Here is a 23,035-nt window from a genome sequence, read left to right as displayed (position 1 = left end):
GGCCGGCCCCGCCTAAAGTCACAGCATGAAGGCACTCACCTGGCACGGCCCCGAGGACGTCCGCATCGATGAGGTCCCCGATCCGGTGATCGAACAGCCCACGGACGCGGTGATTCGAGTCACCTCGACAGCGATCTGCGGCTCGGACCTGCACCTGTACGGGGTGCTGGCCCCCTTCCTGACCAAGGGTGACATTCTCGGCCACGAGTTCATGGGGATCGTCGAACAGGTCGGCGACGAGGTCGGCAACCTGGCCGTCGGCGACCGCGTGGTGGTGCCGTTCAACATCTCGTGCGGACACTGTTGGATGTGTGCGCGCGGGCTGTTCGCCCAGTGCGAGACCACCCAGAACACCGAGCAGGGCAAGGGCGCGAGCCTGTTCGGCTACACCAGCCTGTACGGCGCCGTGCCGGGCGGGCAGGCCGAATACGTCCGCGTCCCGCACGCCGACTTCGGCCCGGTGAAACTGCCCGGCGACCTGCCCGACGAGCGTTTCCTGTACCTGTCCGACATCCTGCCGACGGCCTGGCAGGGCCTCGCCTACGCCGATGTCGGCCCCGACGACACCCTGGCGGTGCTCGGCCTGGGCCCGGTCGGCCAGTTGGCCGTGCGCGCCGCCCGGCACCAGGGCGTCGGCCGGGTGATCGGGGTCGACCTGGTGCCCGAGCGGCTCGCGGCGGCCCGGGACTCCGGCGCCGAGACCCTCGACCTGAGCGCCACCGACGACGCCGCGGCGGCGCTGCGCGACCTCACCGACGGCCGCGGGCCGGACGCCGTGCTGGAGGCCGTCGGCATGGAGGCGCACGGCAGTCCGGTCGCCGAGACGATCGTCGGCGCCGCCGCCCGACTGCCGAAACCCCTCGCCAAGGCCGCCATCGAAAGGGTCGGCATCGACCGGCTGGCGGCGCTGCAGCTGGCCTTCGAGGGCGTCCGACGCGGCGGCACGGTGTCGATCTCGGGGGTCTACGGCGGCATGGCCGACCCACTGCCGATGATGACCCTGTTCGACAAGGGCCTCACCCTGCGGATGGGCCAGTGCCACGTGCGCCGGTGGACCGACGAGCTGCTCGACCTGGCGCTGCGCGACGGCGACGAGTTGGGGCTGGAAACCCTGGCGACGCACCGGCTGCCGCTGAGCGAGGCGCCGGACGCCTACCGGATGTTCCAGCAGAAGGCTGACGGCTGCCTGAAGGTCGTGCTGACCCCGTGAGCGGCTCGAAGGCTGACGGCTGCCTGAAGGTCGTGCTGACCCCGTGAGCGGCTCGAAGGCTGACGGCGCCCCGAAACCGGTCGCGGTGGTCGCCGGCGGATCGCGCGGACTCGGCCTGCTGATCGCCGAGCGACTGATCGAGCGCGACCATCGCGTCGTCGTACTGGCCCGGGACGCCGCCGAGCTCGACCGGGCGGTCGCCCGGCTGGGTCCGGAGGCGTCCGCCCAGGTGGCAGACGTCACCGACCGCGAGGGCTTGCGGCGGGCCGTCGACAGGATCGAGGCCGAACTGGGCCCGATCGAGGTGTCCATCCACGTCGCCGGGATCATCCAGGTCGGGCCGGCGGCCGACGCCACCCTCGAACACTTCGACGCCGCCATCGGCACCATGCTTAACGGCCCGATCAACCTGGCCTGGGCGGTGCTGCCGGGCATGCGGGAGCGCCGTCGCGGCCGCGTCGGCACCGTCGCGTCGGTCGGCGGGGTGGTCGCGCCGCCGCACCTGCTGCCGTACGCGACGGCCAAGTTCGGTGCGGTCGGCTTCTCCGACGGGCTGGCCGGCGAACTGGCCGGCACCGGCGTGACGGCGACCACGATCGTGCCGGGGCTGATGCGGACCGGTTCGCACGTGCAGGCCCGCTTCTTCGGCGACGCCCCGCGCGAGTACGCGTGGTTCGCCACCGCGGCGTCCCTGCCGCTGCTGTCGATGGACGCCGCCCGCGCCGCCACCCGGATCGTCGACGGGGTGCTGGCCGGCCGGCCCTGGGTGAGCCTGACACCGCTGACCTGGCTGGCCACCCGCTTGCGCGGACTGGCGCCGGCGACCACCACCCGACTGATGAAGCTGGTCAGCCTGCTGCTGCCGGGCGCCACCGGCAACTCCGAGGCCGTGCCCGGCGAACGGGCCCGGGCCGATCTGGCGTCCCCGCTGGTGGACACGCTCACGGCGGCCGGCGACGCGGCGTCCGAGGCGAACAACGAACGCTGAGGCGGTGGGTGGCCCTACCACCCCGGAGTGGGTGGTGACCCGGGGAGCGGGCTGGCAGGGTGGACGGATGAGCGAGAACCTCAAAGCGATCGATCGTGCCGCTGCCGCGCTGGCCGGCTCCGACGGCGGCTTCCCCGAGCAGGAGCAGCAGCCGCCCGGCTTGACCTCGGCGATGGAACCGGTCCCCGACCACGGCGAGAAGGGCTGGGTGGGCCGTAACCGGTTGACCGGTCTCAAGGCCCTGATCACCGGCGGAGACTCGGGCATCGGCCGGGCCGTGGCGATCGCCTTCGCCCGCGAGGGCGCCGACGTGGCCCTTTCCTATCTGGCCGACGAGCAGTCCGACGCCGAGGACACCGCGCAGTGGGTCGAGAAGGCCGGCGCCAAGGCGGTGCTGCTGCCCGGCGACCTGACCGACGAGGCGACCGCCCGCAAGGTCGTGGACGACGCCGCCGGCCAGCTCGGCGGCCTCGACATCGTGGTCAACAATGCGGGCTTCCAGTGGGCGCGCCGCGAGAGCGGGCTGGCCGACCTGACCACGCCCGAGCTCGACCGGGTGTTCAAGACCAACCTGTACGCGATGTTCTGGATCACCCAGCAGGCGCTGCAGTACCTCAAGCCGGGCTCCAGCATCATCAACGTGAGCTCGATCCAGGCCTACGACCCCTCAACCGCGCTGATCGACTACGCCTCGACCAAGGCCGCGATCAACAACTTCACCGTCAACTTGGCCGCCGAGCTCGGCGAGAAGGGCATCCGGGTCAACGCCGTCGCCCCCGGACCGATCTGGACGCCGCTGCAGCCCGCCACGAAGCCCGGCGAGAGCATGCCGAAGTTCGGTTCGGACACCCCGCTGGGGCGGGCCGGGCAGCCCTCGGAGCTGGCCGGCGCGTTCGTGTTCCTGGCCAGCCCGCTCGAGGCGTCCTACGTGTCGGCGACGGTGGTCGGGGTAACCGGCGGCAAACCGGTCTTCTGACCCCATCGGCCTGGCCGCGTCGAGAATCACCGAAGGAGGGCACCATGCCCAAGGAATGGTCGGCCAAGGACGAGCGTCAGTACGAGCACGTCAAGGACAGCGAGCAAGAGCAGGGCCGCTCCGACGACCGGGCCGAGGAGATCGCGGCCCGCACCGTCAACAAGCAGCGCAGCAAGGAGGGTCGGACCAAGGCCGACTGAGCCTCAGCCCGCTCGGAGCAGTTCGACCAACAGTTCACGCAGCTGGTCGGGCTGCTCCACCCAGGGCAGATGCCCGGCGCCCTCAACCGCCCGCTTGCGCGCGATCGGCGTCCGGTCGGCCAGCAGCATGGCGTTGGCGGCCGGGCGCGGGTCGGCCGTGCCGTGGATGAAGTACACCGGGCAGGTGGTGGCGGCGGCCCAGCCGATCAGGTCGGCGTCGCCGTACCGGATCGCCGAGTTGGCGATGTGGTTGATCGGGTATGGCGTCCGGGCCATCGGTTCGGACGCCGTGTAGCCGAACCGGACGTCGGCGTAGTCGGTGGCCCAGGTCAGCCGCCGCCACTCCACCTCCTGCTCGGGCGTCCGGTTCGCGATCGCCTTCAGTTCCGCGAGCCGGGCGGCGAACGGCTCCCCGCGCCGAGCCCGCTCGGCCGCGAACGGGGTGTGCCAATCACCGATCCCCACCCCCGACACGTGCCCCAGCACGCTGACCCGCTGCGGGTGGCCGGCCGCGTAGGCCAGCGCCAGCGCCGCACCGAACGAGTGCCCGACCACGACCATCGACTCCATCCCCCAGTGCTCGCGCAGCTCCTCCAGGTCGGCGACGCTGCGGGCCATCGACTGCTCGGCGGACGCCGACGACGCCCCGCAGCCGCGCTGGTCGTAGCGAAGAACGGTGGCCTCGCCGCCGATCAGGTCGGCCAGCGGCTCGAGGTAGTCCCACAGCCCGGGACCGCCGTGCAGCAGCACCACGTCCGGCGCGCCGGGGCGTCCGGGCCGGGTCGTCGTCGCCAACCGGACGCCGTCGCCCAGCACCACAGCTTCGGATCGATCGGTCACCAGGCGAGGCTAGCCGACCCGTTCCAGCCGTCGACGACCCGATTCCCCTCCTGCCGATATACCGATTTTCGACGTCGATCGACCCAGGAGGACATCGAAACGTTTCATTGCGCATCGAGGTCGAAGATCGGTATATCCAGTGCCGATGAAATCACCGGGCCGGGCAAGGAGCTCCGGACGCACAACTGCCCGGCCCCAACGGGGACCGGGCAGTCGAGCGGAAGGTCAGGCCTTCGCGGAATCCTCCGCGGCCTCGGGGGCCTCGGTCTGCTCGGCGGCCTCCGGGGCCTCGTCGGGCGACGGCGCCGACGGGCTCGAGGGCGACGACGGGCTGGACGCCGCGGCGGCGGCCTTGGCCCGCTTCGGAGCGGCCGGCTTGTCGGCCTTCTTGGACGTCGCGGCACCCTTGGCCTTGGCCTTGTTGGCCCGCGACTCCTCGACGGTCTCGGTGATGATCTCGATCACGGCCATCGGGGCGTTGTCGCCCTTGCGCGGCCCGATCTTGGTGATCCGGGTGTAGCCACCGTCGCGGTCGGCCAGCTTCGGGGCGATCTCCGTGAACAGGACGTGCACCACGCCCTTGTCGGTGATCGTCGAGAGCACCTGGCGACGGTTGTGCAGGTCACCCCGCTTGGCCTTGGCGATCAGCCGCTCGGCCAGCGGCTGGACTCGCTTGGCCTTGGCCTCGGTGGTGGTGATCCGGCCGTGCTCGAAGAGCTGGCTGGCCAGGTTCGCCAGGATGATCCGCTGGTGGGCCGGGGACCCCCCGAACCGGGGGCCCTTGGTTGGCTTGGGCATTTCGGTGTTCTCCTATTCGCGGATCAGTACTCGTCGCCGAAATCGGCGTCGTCGTTGTAGCGGTTGAGGGCGGCCAGCGGGTCGAAGCCGGGCGAGCTGTCCTTCAGCGACAGGCCCATCTCGTGCAGCCGCAGCTTGACCTCTTCGATGGACTTCGAACCGAAGTTCCGGATGTCCAGCAGGTCCTGCTCCGAGCGCGACACCAGCTCGGACACGGTGTGGATGCCCTCACGCTTGAGGCAGTTGTAGCTGCGCATGGTGAGCTTCAGCTCCTCCACCGGCAGCGCCAGGTCGGCGGCCAGCTGCTCGTCCACCGGGGACGGGCCGATCTCGACGCCCTCGGCGTCGACGTTCAACTCGCGGGCCAGGCCGAACAGCTCCACCAGGGTCTTGCCGGCGGACGCCACGGCGTCGCGCGGGGTCATCGAGGACTTGGTCTCGACGTCCAGGGTGAGCCGGTTGAAGTCGGTGCGCTGCTCGACGCGGGTGGCCTCGACCTTGTAGGTGACCTTCAGCACCGGGCTGTACAGCGAGTCGACCGGAATCCGGCCGATCTCGGCGTCGATGTTCTTGTTCTGCACGGCGGAGACGTAGCCGCGGCCGCGCTCGACGACCAGCTCCATCTCGACCTTGCCGGTGTCGTTCAGCGTGGCGATGTGCAGGTCGGGGTTGTGCACCTCGACGCCGGCGGGCGGCGCGATATCGGCGGCGGTGACCTCACCGGGGCCGGCCTTGCGCAGGTACATGACGACGGGCTCGTCCTCCTCGGAGGACAGCACCAGGCCCTTGAGGTTCAAGATGACCTCGGTCACGTCCTCGACGACGCCTTCGATGGTGGAGAACTCGTGGTTGACGCCCTCGATCTTGATGCTGGTCACGGCCGCGCCCGGAATGGACGACAGCAGCGTGCGGCGCAGCGAGTTGCCGAGGGTGTAGCCCACACCGGGCTCGAGGGGCTCCACGACGAAGCGGGAGCGGTGGTCGTCGACGACCTCTTCGGTCAGGGTCGGACGCTGTGCGATGAGCATGTAGTTGTGTTTCCTTTCCTGCCAACCGCTATATGAAGGCAGTCCTGGTCAACCCGCCCGGGGCCACCCCGGACGGGGATGAGGACGCCGCGGCGCGGCGTCCTCGCTCCGACGGCCCCCGAGGTTCGGGGGCCGCCGGAAGGCTCACTTGGAGTAGAGCTCGACGATCAGCTGTTCCTGGACGTCGATGGTGATCTGGTCGCGGACCGGCAGCTGGTGCACCAGGATGCGGCCCTTGTTCGGACGCACCGTGAGCCAGGCCGGAACCGTGCGCTCGTGGTGGGTCTCGCGGGCGATCACGAACGGCAGCGAGTTCAGCGACTTGGGCGCGATGTCGATGATGTCGTAGGCGCCCACCCGGTACGACGGGATGTTGACCTTCTTGCCGTTGACCAGGAAGTGGCCGTGCACGACGAGCTGACGGGCCTGCCGGCGGGTGTTGGCCAGGCCGGAGCGGTAGATCACGTTGTCGAGCCGGGACTCGAGGATGATCAGCAGGTTGTCACCGGTCTTGCCGGCGAGCCGGTTGGCTTCCTCGTAGTAGCGGCGGAACTGCTTTTCGAGCACGCCGTAGGCGTAGCGGGCCTTCTGCTTCTCGCGGAGCTGCAGCAGGTACTCGCTCTCCTTGGTGCGGCCGCGGCCGTGCACGCCGGGCGGGTAGGCGCGGCGCTCGAACGCCTTGTCGTTGCCGACCAGGTCGGTCCCGAGCCGGCGCGACTTCTTGGTGATGGGTCCGGTGTAACGGGCCATTGTTCAGTCCTTCTTTCTTCGGCTCGGGCTCAGACGCGACGGCGCTTGGGCGGACGGCAGCCGTTGTGCGGCACCGGGGTGACATCGGCGATCGGGCCGATCTCCAGCCCGACGGCACCCAGCGAACGGATCGCGGTCTCACGGCCGGAGCCGGGACCCTTGACGAAGACGTCCACGCGCTTCATGCCGTGCTCCATGGCGCGGCGTCCGGCGGCCTCGGCGGCCATCTGGGCGGCGAACGGGGTCGACTTGCGCGAGCCCTTGAAGCCGACGGTGCCGGCGGAGGCCCACGAGATCACCCCACCGGTGGGATCGGTGATCGTGATGATGGTGTTGTTGAACGTCGACTTGATGTGCGCCTGACCGGCGGTGACGTTCTTCTTCTCCTTGCGGCGCAGCTTGGTCTTGGACCCGGCCTGCGCCTTGGTGCGGCCTGCAGTAGCCATGTGTTCTCAGTTCTCCTGGTATCTCGTGCCTAGGGGCCGCGTCAGCGGGCCTTCTTCTTGCCGGCGACCGCCTTCTTCTTCCCCTTGCGGGTGCGGGCGTTCGTCCGGGTGCGCTGACCACGCACGGGCAGGCCCATGCGGTGACGACGGCCCTGGTAGGAGCCGATCTCGATCTTGCGCCGGATGTCGGCGGCGACGGTGCGGCGCAGGTCGCCCTCGGTCTCGTAGTTCGCTTCGATGTGATCACGAAGCGCAACGAGCTGCTCGTCGGTCAGTTGGTGGACACGGATGTCGCCACTGATGCCAGTGGCGGCCAGGGTTTCGGCGGCGCGGGTACGGCCGATGCCGAAGATGTAGGTGAGTGCGATCTCCAGGCGCTTCTCGCGCGGAAGATCCACCCCGATGAGGCGTGCCATGAGGCGTTTCCCTTTCGTTGTCGGAGGGGTTTCTGCCCCGTCCGCGGAGGTGTCTGGCGTGATGCGTCCCCTCGCCGCCTCGGCGTGGGCCCCGGCCTCCGACCGGGGGTGGCAACCGGATTGCTCCGGTTGGTGCGATCACGTTGTTCTGTTGGTCCGCCCTGGGGCGGGTGGACGGGTGCGGCCCCGTCCGGTGTTGCTGCGGCCCGTTACGGCGCTGGCCAGGTCAGCCCTGGCGCTGCTTGTGCCGCGGGTTGTCGCAGATCACCATCACGCGACCATGCCGGCGGATCACCTTGCACTTGTCGCAGATCTTCTTGACGCTCGGCTGAACCTTCATCGAGCAACTTTCTGACTCGTCGCCCCGGACAAGGGTTTCCCTCGGGTCAGCGAGGGAGGCGCCGGAACTGGTGGTGGATGTGCGGGTTACTTGTGCCGGTAGACGATGCGACCGCGGGTCAGATCGTAGGGAGACAGCTCGACGACGACACGGTCGGCCGGAAGGATGCGGATGTAGTGCTGCCGCATCTTGCCGCTGATCGTCGCCAGCACCTTGTGACCGTTGGCCAGCTCCACCCGGAACATCGCATTCGGCAGTGCTTCTACGACCTGGCCCTCGAGCTCGAGGGCACCTTCCTTCTTCGCCATTGCTCCCAATCTGGACGTGGACGCACCTGTGGACACAGGTGACCGAAGGTCGAGTCTAGTCCAAGGCACAGCAGCCCCCCAAATCGGCGAGGGGTCCACCCGCCCCCGTCATCCCGGCGCTCCTCCCTACCTTCCCGGTCCTCCCCGCGCTCCGTCATCCCGGCGCCCCGTCATCCCGGCGAACGCCGGGCTCTCCGCCGCCCCGGCCCGCCAGACTGGGGCGATGCGCGTCCTGGTCCTGTCCGACACCCACGCCCCGCGGTTCTGGAAGAGGTGCCCGCCGGCCGTGGCTCGCTTCGCCGAGCGGGCCGACCTGATCCTGCACGCGGGCGACGTGTGCACGCCGGCCGTGCTGGACGAGTTGGCCGCCTTCGCGCCGGTGAAGGTCGTGCTGGGCAACAACGACGGCCCGGACGTGGCGGCCTGGGGAGCCCCCGAGACGCTCGAGTTCGAGCTGGACGGCGTGCGGGTGGGCATGGTGCACGACGCCGGAGCGAAACAGGGCAGGCTGCAACGGCTGCACCGCCGGTTCCCCGCCTGTGACCTGGTGGTCTTCGGCCACTCCCACATTCCGTTGGACGCCGGCGACGACCGGCTGCGCATCCTCAACCCGGGCTCGCCCACCGACAAGCGCCGTCAGCCGCACCGCACGCTCGCCGAGTTGGTGATCGACGACGGCGTCCTGGTCGCTGCCACCATCCACGAGTTGCCCTGAGGCCAGTCCGATCGAGCGGACCGGTCGGTCGGGCACCCCGCAGTCGTGGACGGCGACTCGACCGTCGCGGCCCGCAGGCCGGCCACGGCCCAGACCAGTCCGATGAACGCCGCACCGACGACGAGCAGCTTCACCACGCGGACGCCGCCGGACCTACTCACCCTTCGATGATGGCCACCGCCCCCGGCGACGTTCTCGGCGTCGGCGCGGGTGTACCTGCACGGGCATCCCGGCACGGGCCCGACTACCCGATCGGGTAGCGGTTGGCCCGATCCGGCCGGACACCCCTGAGGCGCGTGCCGTCCTCGCTACCGTGACCGGGAGGAATGGAGCACGATGCCGAACACCCCGCCGTCGCCGTGGCTTGCCGGCCGGTTCGATGTCATCCTTGCGTCGGCGCTGGCCCTACTGGTCGTCGTCGCCGCGGTCAGTCGCAACGACTGGAACGCGGCTCCGCTCGATCTGGCGGCGTGCGCGGCGGCGGCCCTCACCGTCCGGTGGCCGCGTGCCGCCGGCGTCGCGCTCGGGGTGCTGCTGACCTTCATCCTGTTCATGCCGGCCGGACCCTCGCTGGGCGAGTACGCTGCCCTGATCCCCATCCTGGGCACCGGCATGCGCGGCGAGCGACGACTGCGGCTGCAGTTCACGGTCGCCTACGGGACCATCCTGGCGATCCGGTCGTGGACCATCGCCGGATCCGTGACGCTGCTGCCGCTGGCGCTGCTGGCCTGGGCGGCGATCATCGGCCTGTTGTGGGGCGTCGGCAACCTCTTCATGCGCTACCGGGCCGCGCTCGACGAGGCGAAGACCGCCGCGTTGCAACAGCAGCGGCTGTCACTGGCCCGGGAACTGCACGACACGGTGGCGCGCGACCTGGTGCGGGCCTCGCTGCGGGGCCAGGCCGCTGTCGCCGCCGAGCCGTCGCCCGAGATCGAGGCGGTGCTGCGCGAGATCCACCAGGCCTCCACCCACCTGCGCTGGCTGATGGCCCTGCTGCGCGAGGCCGAGCCGACCGCGTTCGGCTCGACCGCGTCGACGGGCCAGAGCCTCGCCCGGGCCACGGAATCGTTGCGTGACCACGGGCTGCTGGTTCGCACGTTCGTTGAGGGCGATCTGGACGCCGTGCCGCCGGCCCTGCACCCCATCGTGGACGCGGTCGTGGGCGAGGCCTGCGCCAACATCGAACGCCACGCCGACGCCGGCGCCCCGTGCGCGATCATGGTGAACGTCTCCGACGACCGGCTGGACGCAGCCTTCATCAACCACGTCGCCGGCCGGCCGACCGGCGCCGGCTACGGGCTGGACGGCCTGCGTGAGCGGCTCGCCCTGGTGGGCGGCGAACTGGTCACCGAACAGGAGGGCACGCAGTGGATCTGCCGGATCAGCCTTCCGCTGTGAGCGACAGCCCGATCACTGTCGCGTTCGTCGACGACGACGTGCTGGTGCGCACCATCGTCGAGGATCTGCTCACCCAGCACGACGACCTGGCGATCGTCGGCACCTACGCCGACGGCCACGCCGCCTGGGCGGCGCTGAAGACGCATCCCCCGCAGGTGGTGGTGGCAGACATCTCGATGCCGGTGATGGGCGGCGCCGAGCTGACCGCGCTGCTGCGCGCGCACCATCCGCACACCAGGGTGCTGGCCTTCACGTCCCTGGCCGACGAGCTCTCCGTGGCCGCCATGCTCCGCGCGGGGGCGAGCGGTGTGGTCTACAAGGAGGCCTCCGTGGCGGCCCTCGCCGACGCCATCCGTGCCACGCGCGCCGGACTGTCCGTGCTGTCGCCCCGATTCAGCAGCCGGCTCGCCCGACCGGAGCCGCCACCGCTCAGCGCGATCGAGCAGGCGGTCATCGAACTGGTGAGTCAGGGCATGACCAACGACCAGATCGCCCGACGGGTCCACCTGAGCGCCGACGGGGTCAAGTACCACGTGGCCGGACTGTGCCGGAAGCTCGGTGTCGCGAACCGCACCATGCTGGCCGTGGCGGCGGTGGAACTGGGCCTGGCCAACCCGGGTGGATGACACACCGACCGCGTCGGACTCTCCACGACCGGCCGCGCTCGCGCGACGGCATCGTGCCGCCACAATGTCGGTCGTGAACCAAGTCCTGCAGACCCTGGACGCCGCCGGCGAGCCCTACCGCGTCCACACCCATCCACCGATCCGGGGTGAGGGCGACCTGCACGTGACCGGGCTGGACTGGACGCGTTCGGTGAAGACCCTCGCCTTCGTCCTACCCGCCGGCACCATCGCCCTGGTCGGGGTTCCCGGGCCGGCCCGGGTCGGCTACGGCGCCCTGGCCCGGGCTCTCGGCGTCTCCCGTTCGCAACTGAGGCCCGCGCCGCCTGACGTCATCGCCGGCCTCGGGATGGAACCGGGCGGCGTGAGTCCCGTCTGCGCCGACGCCGGGGTCACGCTGCTGCTGGACGCGTCCGTGCCCGGCATGGGCACCGTGTACTGCGGCGGCGGCAACCCCGTGACCACCCTCGAACTCGACGCCGGGGCCTTCGCCCGGGTGGCGGTGCGGACGGTGGTCGCACCCATCGTCAACGGCTGACCTCTCTCCTCCCGGCCGGCCGTCGCGTGGCGCATGCCGTGACCCCCTTGCCGCCGGGCGTAGAGTGGGACGCTGGCAAAACGGCAAGCAGGAGGTTCCTTGACCCAGCCCGCCTCGGCCCTCGACCGCGAACTCGCCGTCGAACAGGCCCATGTGGACCTCGTCTACGCCCAACTGGCGAAGGCGGCCGCGTCGGCCAGACGCGCAGCCAACGCCGGCCGCGCGATCTACACCTCCGACCGTGGCACCTGGGCCCGCGAGGAGGACGGCACCGCGATGTTCGAGCGGGACGCCTTCGCCTTCCAGGCCGCCAAGCGGCTGGCCACCCTGGACGCCGAGCACGAGGGCCTGGTCTTCGGCCGGCTCGACCTGTCCGACGGGGACATCCGCTACATCGGCCGGATCGGCGTCCGCGACGAGGAGTACGAGCCGCTGGTGATCGACTGGCGCGCGCGTGCCGCCGAACCGTTCTACCGGGCCACCCCCACCGACCCGATGGACGTGACCCGCCGCCGGGTGCTGCGCTGCCGCAACGACCGGGTGATCGGCATCGAGGACGACCTGCTGGACGCCGCCGAGGCGGGCGACCTGGTGATCATCGGCGAGGGTGCGCTGATGGCGGCCCTGCAGCGTGCCCGCGGCCCGCACATGCGCGACATCGTCGCCACCATCCAGGCCGAGCAGGACGAGGCGATCCGGGCCGACGCCCACGGCGTCACCGTCATCTCCGGCGGCCCCGGCACCGGCAAGACCGTGGTGGCCCTGCACCGCGCCGCCTACCTGCTGTACTCCAACCGGCGTCGGTTCGAACGCGGCGGCATCCTGGTGGTCGGCCCCTCGTCGCTGTTCATGAACTACATCGAGCGGGTGCTGCCGTCGCTGGGCGAGGATTCGGTCACGTTGCGCTCGATCGGCGCCGTCGCCTCCGACGTTCTCGGCTTCTCGGCCGACCGCAACGACGACGCCACCGCCGCCACGATCAAGGGCTCGCTGCGGATGGCGCCGCTGCTCAAGCGCCTGGTCGACCTGCCCCTGGTCGACGCCGGCCCCGAGGGCGCCCGACTGCTGCTCACCGTGAAGGGCGAGCCGGTCGGGCTGGACGCCGACCAGCTGCGGCGGATCCGCGACGAGGTGCTGGCCAGGCACAAGGTGAACCGTGCCCGTGAGCACGCCGAACGCGCGCTGCTGGCCGCGCTCACCGCCCAGGTTCCCGACGAGCTCGAACTGGACGCCGACGCGATCGAGGACCTGATCACCGCCAGCGCCCAGTGGCGGATGTTCGTCAACGCCTGGTGGCCGGCCCTGTCGCCCACCGAGGTGCTGCGCCGCCTCGACGACCCGGCGGTCACCCGTCAGGTCGGCGTCGGCCTGCTCGACGACGCCGAGCAGCAGGTGCTGAGCACCTCGTTCGCCCAGCAGACCTGGTCCGTGGCCGACATCGCGCTGCTGGACGAACTCGCCTACCTGCTCGGCCCGATACCCGCCGAACCGGACGCCGAGGATCCGGTCTTCATCGAGGGCGGCGAGGTCGCCGAACTGGTCACCACCGCCGACCGGCTGTCCCGGCAGGTGGTGGACGACCCCGACGAGGACGCCCACGACGAGTTCGCCCACCTGCTGATCGACGAGGCGCAGGACATCACTCCGATGCAGTGGCGGATGCTGCGGCGGCGCGGCGCCCACGCGTCCTGGACGATCGTCGGCGACCCCGCACAGAGCAGCTGGCCCGACGTGGCCGAATCGGAGCAGGCGCTGGCCGAGTTGATCGGGCACGCCCCCAGCCGGCGGTTCCGGCTGAGCGTCAACTACCGCTCGCCGGCCGAGGTGTTCGCGCTGGCCGCCCGGGTGGTCGAGCGCGCCTATCCGGACGCCGACCTGCCCGAAGCCGTCCGCAGCACCGGGGTGGAGCCGTTGCTGCTCGCGACCGACGCCGTGGCGGCCACGGTGCACGAGCAGGCGCGGCGGTTGCTCGCCGATTTGCCGGGCTCGGTGGGTGTCATCGCGCCGCCGTCGCGACTGGCGGCCGTCACCGACGCCCTGGCCGGGTTGGACGCCGACCGGCTGGTCGTGGTGTCCCCGCTGCAGGCCAAGGGCCTGGAGTACGACGGGGTGATCGTGGTCGCCCCCGACGACATCGTGGCCGAGTCGCCGGGCGGCGTCCGGGTGCTCTACGTGGCGCTCACCCGTCCGACGCAGCGACTGGTGACCGTCGATCCAACCCCAGCCGGCGGAGATTGGCGAGAATCGCTGCGGTGGCCCGCGACCGGTTGAGGGTGAAGAACTGCAGCCCCGGCGCCCCGCCCCGCAGGACGGCGGCGCTGAGTTCGGTGGCGATCTCGACCCCGACCCGGCGCACCGCTGCCGGGTCGTCGCCGACCGCGTGCAGCCGCGCCACCACCGGTTCGGGCAGGGCCGCGCCGGACAACCCGGCGAAGCGTTCGATCTGGGCCAGGTTCGTCACCGGCTGGATGCCCGCCACGATCGGCAGCGTGCAGCCGATCGCCCGGCTGCGCTCCACCAGCCGGAAGTAGGCGTCGGCGTCGAAGAACAGCTGGGTGACGGCGAAGCTCGCCCCGGCCTCCTGCTTGGCCAGCAGCAGCCTCGCGTCCAGGTCGGCGTCGCGGTTCTGCGGATGCGGGTCGGGGAAGGCGGCCACCCCGATCCCGAAGTCGAAGTTGTCGGCGATCAGCCGGACCAGCTCGGTCGCGTTCGCCAGCCCCTGCGGGTGCTGCCGCCAGGGCACCGTCGCACCGCCCGGCATGTCCCCGCGGATCGCCAGCACATGGCGCACATCGGCCTGGGCGTAGCCGGCCAGCGTGGCCAGCAGCTCGTCGATCGACTGGCTGGCGCAGGTGAGGTGGCCCATGGTCTGCGCCTCGGTGCGGGTCTTGATGAACCGGGTCGCCCGGATCGTCCGGTCACGGGTCGCTCCCGAGGCGCCGTAGGTGACCGACAACCAGTCCGGGCGCCCGGCGGCGTCCAGGTCGAGGATCGTCTGGGCGAGCACATCGGTGCCGGCCTCGTCGGGAGGCGGGAAGAACTCGAAGCTGAAGGTGGGGCGGGTGGTGTCGGCGAGCAGCTCGGCGATGCTCGGCAGGTACTCCTGCTGATCGGGGCTGGGGTTCTCGGGCACGAGGACCCACCCTAGGCGAGCGCGACGTCGCCGGCGGCCCTAGGCTCAGGGGATGGGCACCTTCACCGGCGACGACCCGATCGGCGAGCGGTTCACCGAGGCGGTGGGCGGCACTCTGGCCGACTTCATCGCGGGGCAGTCCCGGCGGCTCGGCGACCTCGGCGGACACGCCCAGGTGCTGATCGAGCTGGCCGCCGCCTTCACCGCCGGGGGCAAGCGGCTGCGTCCGGCGTTCTGCTGGTGGGGGCATCAGGCCGTCGCCGAACCCGGTGATTCCCAGGCCGTGCTCGCCGCGGCGTCCAGCCTCGACCTGTTGCACGTCTCGGCCCTGGTGCACGACGACGTGATGGACGCCTCGGACACCCGCCGCGGTCTGCCCGCGGCTCACCGGCAGTTCGAGGCCTGGCACCACGCGCGCGGGCTGGAGGGGTCGGCGGAGGCGTTCGGACGGGCCGGGGCGATCCTGCTGGGCGACCTGCTGCTGGTGTGGTCGATGGAGCTGTTCACCGGGTGCGGGCTGCCGGCCGAGGCCCTGCAGCGGGCCACCCCCCTGTTGGACGCCCTGCGCACCGAGGTGACCTGCGGCCAGTTCCTCGACGTGCACGCCCAGGCCGAACCGATCGGCACCGTCGACCTGATGGAGGTCGTGCCGCGCGTGGTGGAGTTCAAGACGTCGAAGTACACCGTGATCCGGCCGCTGCAGATCGGCGCCGCGTTGGCCGGTGGGGACGCCGCGGTGCTGGCTGCGCTCGAGGCGTACGGCTCGCCGCTCGGTCGCGCGTTCCAGTTCCGCGACGACGTGCTGGGCGTGTTCGGCCAGCCGGAGGTGACCGGCAAGCCGGCCGGCGACGACCTGCGCGAGGGCAAGCGCACGGTGCTGGTCGCGCAGGCGCTGCAGCTGGCGTCCGAGACGGCCCGCGAGCGGCTGATCGGCCTGCTCGGCAGCCCCGAACTGGACGCCACCGATGTCGCCACGGCGCAGGAGATCATCGTCACCTCCGGTGCGCTGGAGGCGACCGAGCAGCGGATCGCCGACGACCTGGCCGCCGCATTGGCCGTCCTGGACGACGCACCGTTGCGGCCGGAGGCGGTCACCGCGCTGCGCAGGCTGGCGGAACTGTCCACCAGCCGCAGCGCCTGAGGCTCCGGAGGTTCAGTGCCCGTCGAGGTCGCACGCCTCGGGGTCGTCGGCTCCCGCCGAACGGGCCGGCGACAGATCGTCGGCCTCTCCGGAGTCGTCGTCGGCACCGGCGTCGCTGGGGGCGGCCGGCATACTGAGGCCTTCGCCTGGCGCCGGCGCTGCCCCGGCCACCGGTGCTGCCCCGGCCACCGAACGGAAACCGCCCGAGGACAACGCGCCCAGGGTGAACGACTCGAACTCGTCGCCCCACGCCGCGCGCAGCCGGTCGGAGAACCGCCCCGCGGCCGCCGCGGGGTCGTCGGCGTCGACGATGGCGCGTCCCACCGCGACCCGGCGGGCGCCGGCGTCCAGCACTTGGTCGAGGTTGTCCAGGGTGATGCCGCCGATCGCGAACCACGGCTTGCTGCCGGGCCGGGCGGGCGGAGCCACCGTCGCCGCGTGCCGCACCAGGTCGAGCCCCGGCTGCGCCCCGCGCCACGGGATACGGCCCACCATCGGCCCGACGGTGAGGAAGGCGATCCCGTCGTCGGCCAGCGCGGCGTCGATCTCGTCGGCGCTGTAGCAGGACCGGCCCAGCTGGGCCCATTCACTGACGTAGCCGCGGGCCTTGGCCGCCGTGGGTCGGCCCTTCGGCAGGTGCAGCACGTCGGCGCCGAACTCCTGCGCCAGGTGGTAGTCGGCGTAGACCGACACCAGCCCGTTGGGTTGGGCGGCGGCGCGCAACTGTTCCAGCGCCGTCAGCTTCTCGGCGTCGGACGCCTTGTCGTCGCGCAGCTGGAGCAGGTCGACCCCGGCCCGGGACAGGCCCTCGGCGACGTCGGGCAGGTCACCGCGCGCGAGCCGGGCGTCGGTGACGCAGAACAGGCGGGCCAGCCGCATCCGTACATCGAGTCCTCGCAGAACCGTCACGATCGCCAGCCTAAGCCAGCCCGGACCGGTTTGGGCACGCCCGTGCCGCCGGGCGCTATCCGTCCCGCCCCGGCGGGTCGCACCCGACGCCCCGGCCGGGCCGACCTAGACTCACCGGCAGGTCTGGACGGCCCACTTCCCCTGACTGATCCGGAGCGAGCGTGACGACTGTGCATACGAGCGACCCCCTGGTGGGGCAACTGCTCGACGGTCGCTACGCCATCCAACGCAAGCTCGCCCGGGGCGGCATGGCGACCGTATACCTGGCCGACGACCAGCGGCTGACCAGGACCGTCGCCATCAAGGTGATGCACGAGGGCCTGGGCGACGATCAGGATTTCATCGGCAAGTTCGATCGCGAGGCGCGGGCCGCGGCCCGGCTGTCGCACCCCAACGTGGTGTCGGTGTTCGACCAGGGTGTGCACAACGGCCGGCCCTACATCGTGATGGAGCACGTCGAGGGTTGCACGCTGCGGCACATGATCACCCGCGAGGGTTCGTTCAGCCCCGAGCGAGCGCTCGACCTGCTGATCCCGGTCACCAGCGCGGTCGCGGCCGCGCACGAGTCGGGACTGATCCACCGCGACATCAAGCCCGAGAACGTGCTGATCTCCGATCGGGGCCAGATCAAGGTCGCCGATTTCGGCCTGGCCCGAGCGATCTCGGCGCAGACCGCGACGGCGACCGGCATGCTGATCGGCACGGTGAGCTACATCGCCCCCGAACTGGTCACCCACGGCAAGGCCGACCCGCGCTGCGACGTGTACGCCCTGGCGGTGGTGCTGTACGAGATGCTGACCGGCAGCAAGCCGCACACCGGCGACAACCCGATCCAGGTCGCCTACGCCCACGTGCACAAGGCGATCCCGGCCCCGTCCTCGGCGGTGAAGACGTCGTGGCGCGAGTCCCGCAACGGCATCCCGCCCTATCTGGACGCAGTGGTCACCACGGCCGCCGCCCGGCGTCCGGCCGACCGGCCCACCGACGCCCGGGTGCTGCTCGACCACCTGCGCCAGGCCCGTGAGGCGCTGGCGCGCGGCGTGATGGACGACCCCGCGCTGTCGGAACGGATGCGGAGCACCACCCTCGACCCCGAGAACCACATCACCGAGCCGGTGCCCAGCCTGCGCAGCCCCGACGAGGGGGAACGGACGCCGACCCTGCGATTCACCCCCTCGACCCCGGTCAGCCCCGGGTTCCCGGAAATCACCGACGGGATGCCGTACTACGACGGCCCGGTCGAATCGGCCCCGGCCCAGACCCGGCGGCGGCGACGCTGGCCCGGGCTGATCGCCCTGCTGCTGGCCGTCGTCCTGGTCGGCTCCGGGCTGTGGTGGGTCTTCGCCGGCCAGTACACCGCCACCCCCGCGATGGACCAGTTGAACCAGTCCCAGGCCCAGGACGCCGCCGAGCGGGCCGGGCTGCAGATCAGCTTCGGCAACGAGTACTCCGAGGACGTCCCGGTCGGTCTGGTCACCCGCACCGAGCCCGGCGCCGGCGAACGCATCGTGCACGGCGGCACCGTGCAGGCCTTCCTGTCCAAGGGGCCCCAGCGGTTCAATGTGCCCGCCCTGCGCGGCCTCGACCTGGCCACCGCCTCCGAGGCGCTGACCAAGGTCAGCCTGAAGGTCGGCTCGGTCACCGAGGACTACGACGACGACGTCGCGGCCGGTCAGGTGATCAAGGCCTCCTACGAGGAGGGGACGCCGCTGAAGGCCGACACACCGGTCGACCTGCTGCTGTCGAAGGGGCCGGCCCCGGTGACCCTGGGTGACTGGAAGGGCAAGTCGTACTCCGAGGCCAAGAAGGCGCTGACCGAGCAGGGCCTGAAGGTCAAGAAGAGCGAGTCGAAGAACGACCCCGAGATCGACAAGGGCGACATCATCTCCCAGGACCCCGCGGCCGGCGAGGTGCACCGCGGCGACACCGTCCGCTTCGTGGTGTCGAAGGGACCGTTGATGGTGGAGGTGCCGGCGACGCGCGGCTACTCCCTCGACCGGGCCCGTGAGGTGCTCACCAAGGCCGGCTTCAAGGTGCAGGTGAACCGCCTCATCAGCTTCGGTTTCGACCTGGTGCAGAGCACCAACCCGGGCGCGGGGACGAAGGCCCCCGAGGGCTCGACGATCACCGTCAATCTGGTCTGATCGGTCGCTACCCTGACGACGTGCCTCTCTCCGCCGGTCACATCATCTGGATCATCGTCGGTCTGGTGGTGGCTGTCGTCATCGCCCTGATCGTCCGTCGGCAGCTCTATGTGAAGTCGCTGCGCGACAAGGGCTGGACCTTCGAGGGCTCGCCGACGCTGGCCAACACCTACGGGTTGAACAATCCGCCGTTCGGCCTCGGCTACAACCGCAAGATCGACGACGAGATCTCGGGCACGACGACCGGCGGCGTCCCGTTCGCGGTGTTCGAGTACAACGCGCTGGGCTACGTGGCCACCCTCGCGCTGCCGCGTCCGCTGCCCGAACTGTACGTCGGCTCGGCCCCGAGGCCGGGGGCCGTCGGCCTGCAGAAGCAACTGGGCCCGTGGTTGGTGACGGCGGGCGATCCGGCCTGGGCAGAGGCGGCGATGGGGGCGATCGGCGCCTCTGTGGACGCGCTCGCGGCGGCCGGTCACCCGGTCGACCTGTCGGTGGACGGCGCCCGGCTGGTCGCGCTCGGGGTGCCGCGGGAGGCCCAGGCGATGGAGTCGTTTCTCAACGGCGTGGAGCCGATCGCGCGGGCGCTGGCCTCTGCGCCGGCGCTGGGTGGCTTCCAGGGGCCCAATCCACCGGCGGAACTGAGCCTGTACGGGCATCCGGACTGGATCTACCGACCATCGGACGACTCGTGGCTGGGGCAGGTCGTGCACAGCTCGGGCGGGTACGGGCACGAGGCGCGCGACGTGGTGCTCGGCGAACGGCTCGGCATCCGGATGATCGGACTGAGCCACCATTGGAAGACCGACCGGACCGAAACCAGCACCGACGCCCAGGGCAACACCACCACCCGCACGGTGACCGACCATCACAGCGAGGTGGTGCTGGAGTTCCACCTGCCCTGGCACTTCGGCGACCTGAGCGTCAACTGGTCGGGGTGGGGAGACCGGGTGCGCTTCGAGTCCAGCGACTTCGACCGGGCGTTCAAGGTGCGCTGCGCCTACCCGAAGTTCGCCTCGGACGTGTTCCACCCCCGGCAGCTGGAGTTCATGCTGAAGGCGCAGCCGCTGCCGTTCAGCATCGAGCAGGGCCGGGTGCGGTTCTCGACCCAGGTCAACGACCCGGCTGTGTTCGAGCACTGCGGCAGCTTCCTGGTCACCTTCTTCGCCGGCGTCCCCGGTTTCGTCTGGGAGGATCTGGGCCACGCCCAGCCGCCGATCAGCCGGGAGCTGGACGGCTTCTGAGCCCGCCCTTCCCTGCGACTGTCGCTGAGTCCGGCACCGCCGGCGGCCAGACGATTCTAGGCGTCCGGCGTCCAACCCGCGCCGTCACGCAGGTCGTGCATCTCCATGCCGGTCATCGCGTCGAGGCGTCCGTAGATCAGCTGGACGCCACGCTCGTGCAGCAACCCGTCGTGAATCGGGAAGCCGTGGGACGCCCCGACGGCCCGGGCGAAGTCGATGGTCTCCTTCATCGCTGCCCACGGCCCGTAGGCGGGGACGGCCAGGACGTCCACCCCCGAGGGCACGGTGGCGAGCGAGTCGCCTGGATGGAACAGGGTCGGCTCGCCCTCGGCGCTGATCACCAGCCCGACGTTGCCGATCTGTGGGATGTCGCGGTGGATGATCGCGTGCAGGCCGCCCACGGCGTCCACCCTGACCGCGCCCAGGTCGATGCTGGTGTCGGCGGCGATGCCCTCGCCGCGGGGCAGGTCGACCGCCTTCAACACGCCCGGCTCCACGTAGACGGTGGCGGCCGGGTTGTTGGTGATCAGGGTCCCGACGTGCTCGGGGTCGACGTGGTCGGGATGCAGGTGGGTGACCAGGATCGCGTCCAGGTCGACGACGTCGTGCCAGGCGCTGGAGAAGTTGCCCGGGTCGATCAGGATGCGCCGGTCGGCGACCTCGACCAGGACGGCGGCGTGTCCTAGATGGGTGATCTGCATGGTCTCACCCTAACGAGTGTCCTCACTGGTCGAGCAGGTCGGGCGTCACGTCGTCGACGGGCCACCTCCGGGCCGCCGGGGCTCAGTCGCCCGCGGCGGCAGTGATCGGCGTCCGCCGAGACCCCAATTCGTCTCGTGGCCCGCCTCGCCGTGCGGCCTGCCTGATTCGCCGCGCGATCCCCGCAACATCCAGCCCGAAGCGGGCGCACAACTCCGAGTACCGACCGCTGGGTACGTAGTCGTGCGGCACCCCGAGCCGTTCGACGATCACACCGTCGACGCCGGCGAGCAACTCGCACACCGCGCCACCGAGGCCACCGCGCAGGTAGTGCTCCTCAACGGTGAGCACGTGCCCCGTCCTTCTCGCCGAGGCCAGGATCGCCTCTTCGTCCAGCGGCACAACGGTGCCCAGGCCGAGCAGGTCGACGTCGACCTCGCCGGCCACGGCGTCCACGGCCTCGAGCACCCGGGGCGTCATGTAGCCGGCACTGACCACGGTGAGGTCGCCCCCGTGCCGCAGCTGCCTGGCTTCGCCGATGGTGAAGCTGTCGTCCTCGAAGATCTGGGGCAGCGGGTCGTTGCCGATGCGCATGTACACCGGGCCGTCGTGGGCGATCATGGCCCGCACGGCCCCGCGGATCTCGGCCGGATCCTGCGGTGCCAGCACGACCACGCCGGGGATCATGCCGATCAGGGTGTAGTCCTCCAACGAATGGTGGGTGGCGCCCAGGTCGGCATAGGTGAAGCCGCCGTTGCGGCCGACGATCTTGACGTTCTGCCGCATGTAGCCGACGTCGTTGCGGAACGCCTCGAAGTTTCGGCAGGTGACGAACGGTGCGATCGCACAGAACACGGGGACCAGGCCCATGGTGGCCAGCCCGGAGGCGGCACCGGTGGCACCGTGCTCGGCGATGCCGAACTCCAGGTAGCGGTCGGGGTGCTTGGCGGCGAACTCTCCCAGGCCGGACGAGCCACCGCTGTCGGCGGACAGCACCACCACCCTGGGGTCGGACTCAGCCACCGCGGCCACCGCGGCACCGAAGGTCTTGCGCGGATCCTGCAACCCACCGGACATCACCGTGCCACCTCCTGCACCCGCGCCGCGGCACGGGCGACGGCCGCGTCGGCGGCGGCGATCGCGGCGTGGAGCTGTTCGGGGGTGGGCTTCCAGTAGTGCGAGGCGACGGTGCCTTCCAGTCCGGGCAGGCCCTTCCCCTTCACCGTCCGGGCGATCACCGCGGTGGGCCGGCCGGCACTCAGCGGCAGCCGGTCCAGCACGTCACAGACCGCCGCAACGTCGTTGCCGTCGATCTCGACCACGGCCCAGCCGAAGGCGGCGAACTTGGCGGCGATCGACTCCATGCCGAGCACCTGAGCGGTCGGACCGCTGATCTGCAGGCCGTTGACGTCGACGAAGGCGGTCAGCGTGTCCAGACGATGGTGAGCGGCGATCGCGGCCGCCTCCCAGTTGGACCCCTCGGGCAGTTCCCCGTCCCCGAGGACGACGTACACGCGCGAGCGGTAGCCGCGTAGCCGGGCCCCCAGGGCCATGCCACAGCCGATCGGCAGTCCGTGACCGAGCGCACCCGTGTTCGCCTCGATGCCGGGCAGTTTGTGCAGGTCGGGATGTCCGGGCAGAGCCGAACCCGTCCGCCCGTAGGTGTCGAGCACGGGGTCATCGACCACACCGACCTCGGCCAGGACGGCGTACTGCGCCAAGGCCTTGTGCCCCGCCGACAACAGGAACCTGTCCCGTTGGGGATCGGTCACCCGGTCGGGCCCGAAGCGCATCGCGCGCCGGTACAGGGCCACCAGGATCTCGATGACGGACAGCGCTCCACCGACGTGCCCGGCGGGGTTGGCCTGCAACATCCGCAGCACCCTGCGCCGGGTGCGGGCCGCGCTCAACTCCAACTCGGCCACCTCGGCGTCCCGGTGCGCAACTCCCGAGGATTCCGTCGTGCCTGCCTGCCGGGTCTCTTCCGCGGTGATCACCATGCCTCCTTGCCGACGATCGCGGCCCGGAGACGACGCTGCCTCCGGACCTAATAACCTGAGTGTACTTGTATAGACAAGTTGCGGCAAGGAATCGCGCGATCTGTGTGCACGATCGCGGCGTTCGTCCGCACACCGGCGAGAGGGTGAGCCTGGACGGCGACCGCGGTACCCAGACCCACCGCGGTCCCGACGCC

General features: G+C 70.9%; 25 protein-coding genes. 12 read left to right on the top strand and 13 right to left on the bottom strand.

All coding sequences use genetic code 11. The features are described 5' to 3' along the window. Positions 1-25 precede the first annotated feature (25 nt). The 4 genes from OIE40_RS02520 (at position 26) to OIE40_RS02505 (ending at position 3,374) form a co-directional block, all read left to right on the top strand. Entirely contained in the window at positions 26-1,210 is a 1,185-nt protein-coding gene (locus tag OIE40_RS02520) for a zinc-dependent alcohol dehydrogenase (RefSeq protein ID WP_264699786.1), read from the top strand. 43 nt (positions 1,211-1,253) lie between these two features. Then, positions 1,254-2,198: an SDR family NAD(P)-dependent oxidoreductase gene (locus tag OIE40_RS02515; RefSeq protein WP_264699784.1), complete on the top strand. Its 945-nt coding sequence runs from the start codon at positions 1,254-1,256 to the stop codon at positions 2,196-2,198. 67 nt (positions 2,199-2,265) lie between these two features. Next, positions 2,266-3,174 (top strand): SDR family oxidoreductase, encoded by a 909-nt coding sequence (locus OIE40_RS02510; RefSeq protein WP_319805192.1) that lies wholly within the window; start codon positions 2,266-2,268, stop codon positions 3,172-3,174. Between the two features lie 44 nt (positions 3,175-3,218). Continuing rightward, the gene (locus OIE40_RS02505) at positions 3,219-3,374 is read left to right on the top strand and encodes a hypothetical protein (RefSeq protein ID WP_264699783.1); all 156 of its coding nucleotides are present in this window, start codon (positions 3,219-3,221) and stop codon (positions 3,372-3,374) included. A 3-nt stretch (positions 3,375-3,377) separates the two neighbouring features. Here OIE40_RS02505 and OIE40_RS02500 read toward each other — a convergent pair whose 3' ends face one another. The 8 genes from OIE40_RS02500 to infA form a co-directional block, all read right to left on the bottom strand. Next, complete coding sequence (locus tag OIE40_RS02500) at positions 3,378-4,214, bottom strand: alpha/beta fold hydrolase (RefSeq protein WP_264699781.1); 837 nt, start codon at positions 4,212-4,214, stop codon at positions 3,378-3,380. Positions 4,215-4,439: 225 nt separating this feature from the next. Further along, on the bottom strand, positions 4,440-5,012 hold the full coding sequence (gene rplQ / locus OIE40_RS02495; protein ID WP_264699779.1) for a 50S ribosomal protein L17: 573 nt from the start codon (positions 5,010-5,012) through the stop codon (positions 4,440-4,442). A gap of 23 nt (positions 5,013-5,035) precedes the next feature. Beyond that, positions 5,036-6,040, bottom strand: coding sequence for a DNA-directed RNA polymerase subunit alpha (locus OIE40_RS02490; RefSeq protein WP_264699777.1), 1,005 nt, complete (start codon positions 6,038-6,040; stop codon positions 5,036-5,038). 144 nt (positions 6,041-6,184) lie between these two features. After that, positions 6,185-6,790, bottom strand: coding sequence for a 30S ribosomal protein S4 (rpsD, locus tag OIE40_RS02485; RefSeq protein ID WP_264699775.1), 606 nt, complete (start codon positions 6,788-6,790; stop codon positions 6,185-6,187). A 29-nt stretch (positions 6,791-6,819) separates the two neighbouring features. After that, entirely contained in the window at positions 6,820-7,236 is a 417-nt protein-coding gene (rpsK, locus tag OIE40_RS02480; RefSeq protein WP_264699773.1) for a 30S ribosomal protein S11, read from the bottom strand. Positions 7,237-7,277: 41 nt separating this feature from the next. Next, on the bottom strand, positions 7,278-7,652 hold the full coding sequence (gene rpsM / locus OIE40_RS02475) for a 30S ribosomal protein S13 (RefSeq protein ID WP_105186151.1): 375 nt from the start codon (positions 7,650-7,652) through the stop codon (positions 7,278-7,280). 226 nt (positions 7,653-7,878) lie between these two features. After that, entirely contained in the window at positions 7,879-7,992 is a 114-nt protein-coding gene (gene rpmJ, locus OIE40_RS02470; protein WP_002514836.1) for a 50S ribosomal protein L36, read from the bottom strand. Between the two features lie 86 nt (positions 7,993-8,078). After that, complete coding sequence (infA, locus tag OIE40_RS02465) at positions 8,079-8,300, bottom strand: translation initiation factor IF-1 (protein WP_105186152.1); 222 nt, start codon at positions 8,298-8,300, stop codon at positions 8,079-8,081. A gap of 223 nt (positions 8,301-8,523) precedes the next feature. Here infA and OIE40_RS02460 point away from each other — a divergent pair, with 223 nt between their 5' ends. The 5 genes from OIE40_RS02460 to OIE40_RS02440 all read left to right on the top strand — a co-directional run bounded on the left by OIE40_RS02460 (position 8,524) and on the right by OIE40_RS02440 (position 13,845). Further along, positions 8,524-9,015 (top strand): metallophosphoesterase family protein, encoded by a 492-nt coding sequence (locus tag OIE40_RS02460; protein ID WP_264699580.1) that lies wholly within the window; start codon positions 8,524-8,526, stop codon positions 9,013-9,015. Between the two features lie 336 nt (positions 9,016-9,351). Next, the gene (locus tag OIE40_RS02455) at positions 9,352-10,413 is read left to right on the top strand and encodes a sensor histidine kinase (RefSeq protein WP_264699579.1); all 1,062 of its coding nucleotides are present in this window, start codon (positions 9,352-9,354) and stop codon (positions 10,411-10,413) included. Continuing rightward, the gene (locus OIE40_RS02450) at positions 10,410-11,039 is read left to right on the top strand and encodes a response regulator transcription factor (protein WP_264699577.1); all 630 of its coding nucleotides are present in this window, start codon (positions 10,410-10,412) and stop codon (positions 11,037-11,039) included. Before OIE40_RS02455 ends, OIE40_RS02450 begins: the two co-directional genes overlap by 4 nt. Positions 11,040-11,112: 73 nt before the next feature. After that, entirely contained in the window at positions 11,113-11,574 is a 462-nt protein-coding gene (locus OIE40_RS02445; RefSeq protein ID WP_264699575.1) for an aminoacyl-tRNA deacylase, read from the top strand. A gap of 99 nt (positions 11,575-11,673) precedes the next feature. Further along, positions 11,674-13,845, top strand: coding sequence for a HelD family protein (locus tag OIE40_RS02440; RefSeq protein ID WP_264699573.1), 2,172 nt, complete (start codon positions 11,674-11,676; stop codon positions 13,843-13,845). On the opposite strand, the gene OIE40_RS02435 is transcribed toward OIE40_RS02440, so the two are convergent. Next, on the bottom strand, positions 13,754-14,707 hold the full coding sequence (locus OIE40_RS02435; RefSeq protein WP_264699570.1) for a methylenetetrahydrofolate reductase: 954 nt from the start codon (positions 14,705-14,707) through the stop codon (positions 13,754-13,756). The genes OIE40_RS02440 and OIE40_RS02435 overlap by 92 nt on opposite strands. A gap of 52 nt (positions 14,708-14,759) precedes the next feature. Between OIE40_RS02435 and OIE40_RS02430 the strand changes: the two genes are divergently transcribed. After that, positions 14,760-15,848, top strand: a complete 1,089-nt coding sequence (locus tag OIE40_RS02430; protein ID WP_264699568.1) for a polyprenyl synthetase family protein — start codon at positions 14,760-14,762, stop codon at positions 15,846-15,848. Positions 15,849-15,860: 12 nt separating this feature from the next. On the opposite strand, the gene OIE40_RS02425 is transcribed toward OIE40_RS02430, so the two are convergent. After that, complete coding sequence (locus tag OIE40_RS02425; protein ID WP_264699566.1) at positions 15,861-16,757, bottom strand: thiamine phosphate synthase; 897 nt, start codon at positions 16,755-16,757, stop codon at positions 15,861-15,863. A 170-nt stretch (positions 16,758-16,927) separates the two neighbouring features. Between OIE40_RS02425 and pknB the strand changes: the two genes are divergently transcribed. Next, a complete protein-coding gene (gene pknB / locus OIE40_RS02420; RefSeq protein WP_264699564.1) occupies positions 16,928-18,901 on the top strand; it encodes a Stk1 family PASTA domain-containing Ser/Thr kinase in 1,974 nt (657 codons plus the stop codon). 20 nt (positions 18,902-18,921) lie between these two features. Then, positions 18,922-20,142: a hypothetical protein gene (locus OIE40_RS02415; RefSeq protein WP_264699563.1), complete on the top strand. Its 1,221-nt coding sequence runs from the start codon at positions 18,922-18,924 to the stop codon at positions 20,140-20,142. A gap of 56 nt (positions 20,143-20,198) precedes the next feature. Here OIE40_RS02415 and OIE40_RS02410 read toward each other — a convergent pair whose 3' ends face one another. From OIE40_RS02410 to OIE40_RS02400, 3 genes are all read right to left on the bottom strand, one after another. Continuing rightward, positions 20,199-20,843, bottom strand: a complete 645-nt coding sequence (locus OIE40_RS02410; RefSeq protein ID WP_264699561.1) for an MBL fold metallo-hydrolase — start codon at positions 20,841-20,843, stop codon at positions 20,199-20,201. An 82-nt stretch (positions 20,844-20,925) separates the two neighbouring features. Next, entirely contained in the window at positions 20,926-21,918 is a 993-nt protein-coding gene (locus OIE40_RS02405; protein ID WP_264699559.1) for a transketolase family protein, read from the bottom strand. After that, a complete protein-coding gene (locus tag OIE40_RS02400; RefSeq protein WP_264699557.1) occupies positions 21,918-22,838 on the bottom strand; it encodes a transketolase in 921 nt (306 codons plus the stop codon). Before OIE40_RS02400 ends, OIE40_RS02405 begins: the two co-directional genes overlap by 1 nt. Positions 22,839-23,035: the final 197 nt, after the last annotated feature.

The organism is Micropruina sonneratiae, assembly GCF_025972045.1.
Classification (GTDB): domain Bacteria; phylum Actinomycetota; class Actinomycetes; order Propionibacteriales; family Propionibacteriaceae; genus Micropruina; species Micropruina sonneratiae.
This window is presented reverse-complemented; position numbering and strand designations above follow the sequence as displayed.

Bases quoted from the DNA above. Each gene is read 5' to 3' on its own strand.
- OIE40_RS02490 (WP_264699777.1), bottom strand. From the start codon at position 6,040: ATGCTCATCGCACAGCGTCCGACCCTGACCGAAGAGGTCGTCGACGAC.
- OIE40_RS02455 (WP_264699579.1), top strand. From the start codon at position 9,352: ATGCCGAACACCCCGCCGTCGCCGTGGCTTGCCGGCCGGTTCGATGTC.
- rplQ (WP_264699779.1), bottom strand. From the start codon at position 5,012: ATGCCCAAGCCAACCAAGGGCCCCCGGTTCGGGGGGTCCCCGGCCCAC.
- OIE40_RS02410 (WP_264699561.1), bottom strand. From the start codon at position 20,843: ATGCAGATCACCCATCTAGGACACGCCGCCGTCCTGGTCGAGGTCGCC.
- rpsM (WP_105186151.1), bottom strand. From the start codon at position 7,652: ATGGCACGCCTCATCGGGGTGGATCTTCCGCGCGAGAAGCGCCTGGAG.
- rpsK (WP_264699773.1), bottom strand. From the start codon at position 7,236: ATGGCTACTGCAGGCCGCACCAAGGCGCAGGCCGGGTCCAAGACCAAG.
- OIE40_RS02430 (WP_264699568.1), top strand. From the start codon at position 14,760: ATGGGCACCTTCACCGGCGACGACCCGATCGGCGAGCGGTTCACCGAG.
- rpsD (WP_264699775.1), bottom strand. From the start codon at position 6,790: ATGGCCCGTTACACCGGACCCATCACCAAGAAGTCGCGCCGGCTCGGG.
- OIE40_RS02405 (WP_264699559.1), bottom strand. From the start codon at position 21,918: ATGTCCGGTGGGTTGCAGGATCCGCGCAAGACCTTCGGTGCCGCGGTG.
- OIE40_RS02505 (WP_264699783.1), top strand. From the start codon at position 3,219: ATGCCCAAGGAATGGTCGGCCAAGGACGAGCGTCAGTACGAGCACGTC.
- infA (WP_105186152.1), bottom strand. From the start codon at position 8,300: ATGGCGAAGAAGGAAGGTGCCCTCGAGCTCGAGGGCCAGGTCGTAGAA.
- OIE40_RS02520 (WP_264699786.1), top strand. From the start codon at position 26: ATGAAGGCACTCACCTGGCACGGCCCCGAGGACGTCCGCATCGATGAG.
- rpmJ (WP_002514836.1), bottom strand. From the start codon at position 7,992: ATGAAGGTTCAGCCGAGCGTCAAGAAGATCTGCGACAAGTGCAAGGTG.
- OIE40_RS02460 (WP_264699580.1), top strand. From the start codon at position 8,524: ATGCGCGTCCTGGTCCTGTCCGACACCCACGCCCCGCGGTTCTGGAAG.
- OIE40_RS02510 (WP_319805192.1), top strand. From the start codon at position 2,266: ATGAGCGAGAACCTCAAAGCGATCGATCGTGCCGCTGCCGCGCTGGCC.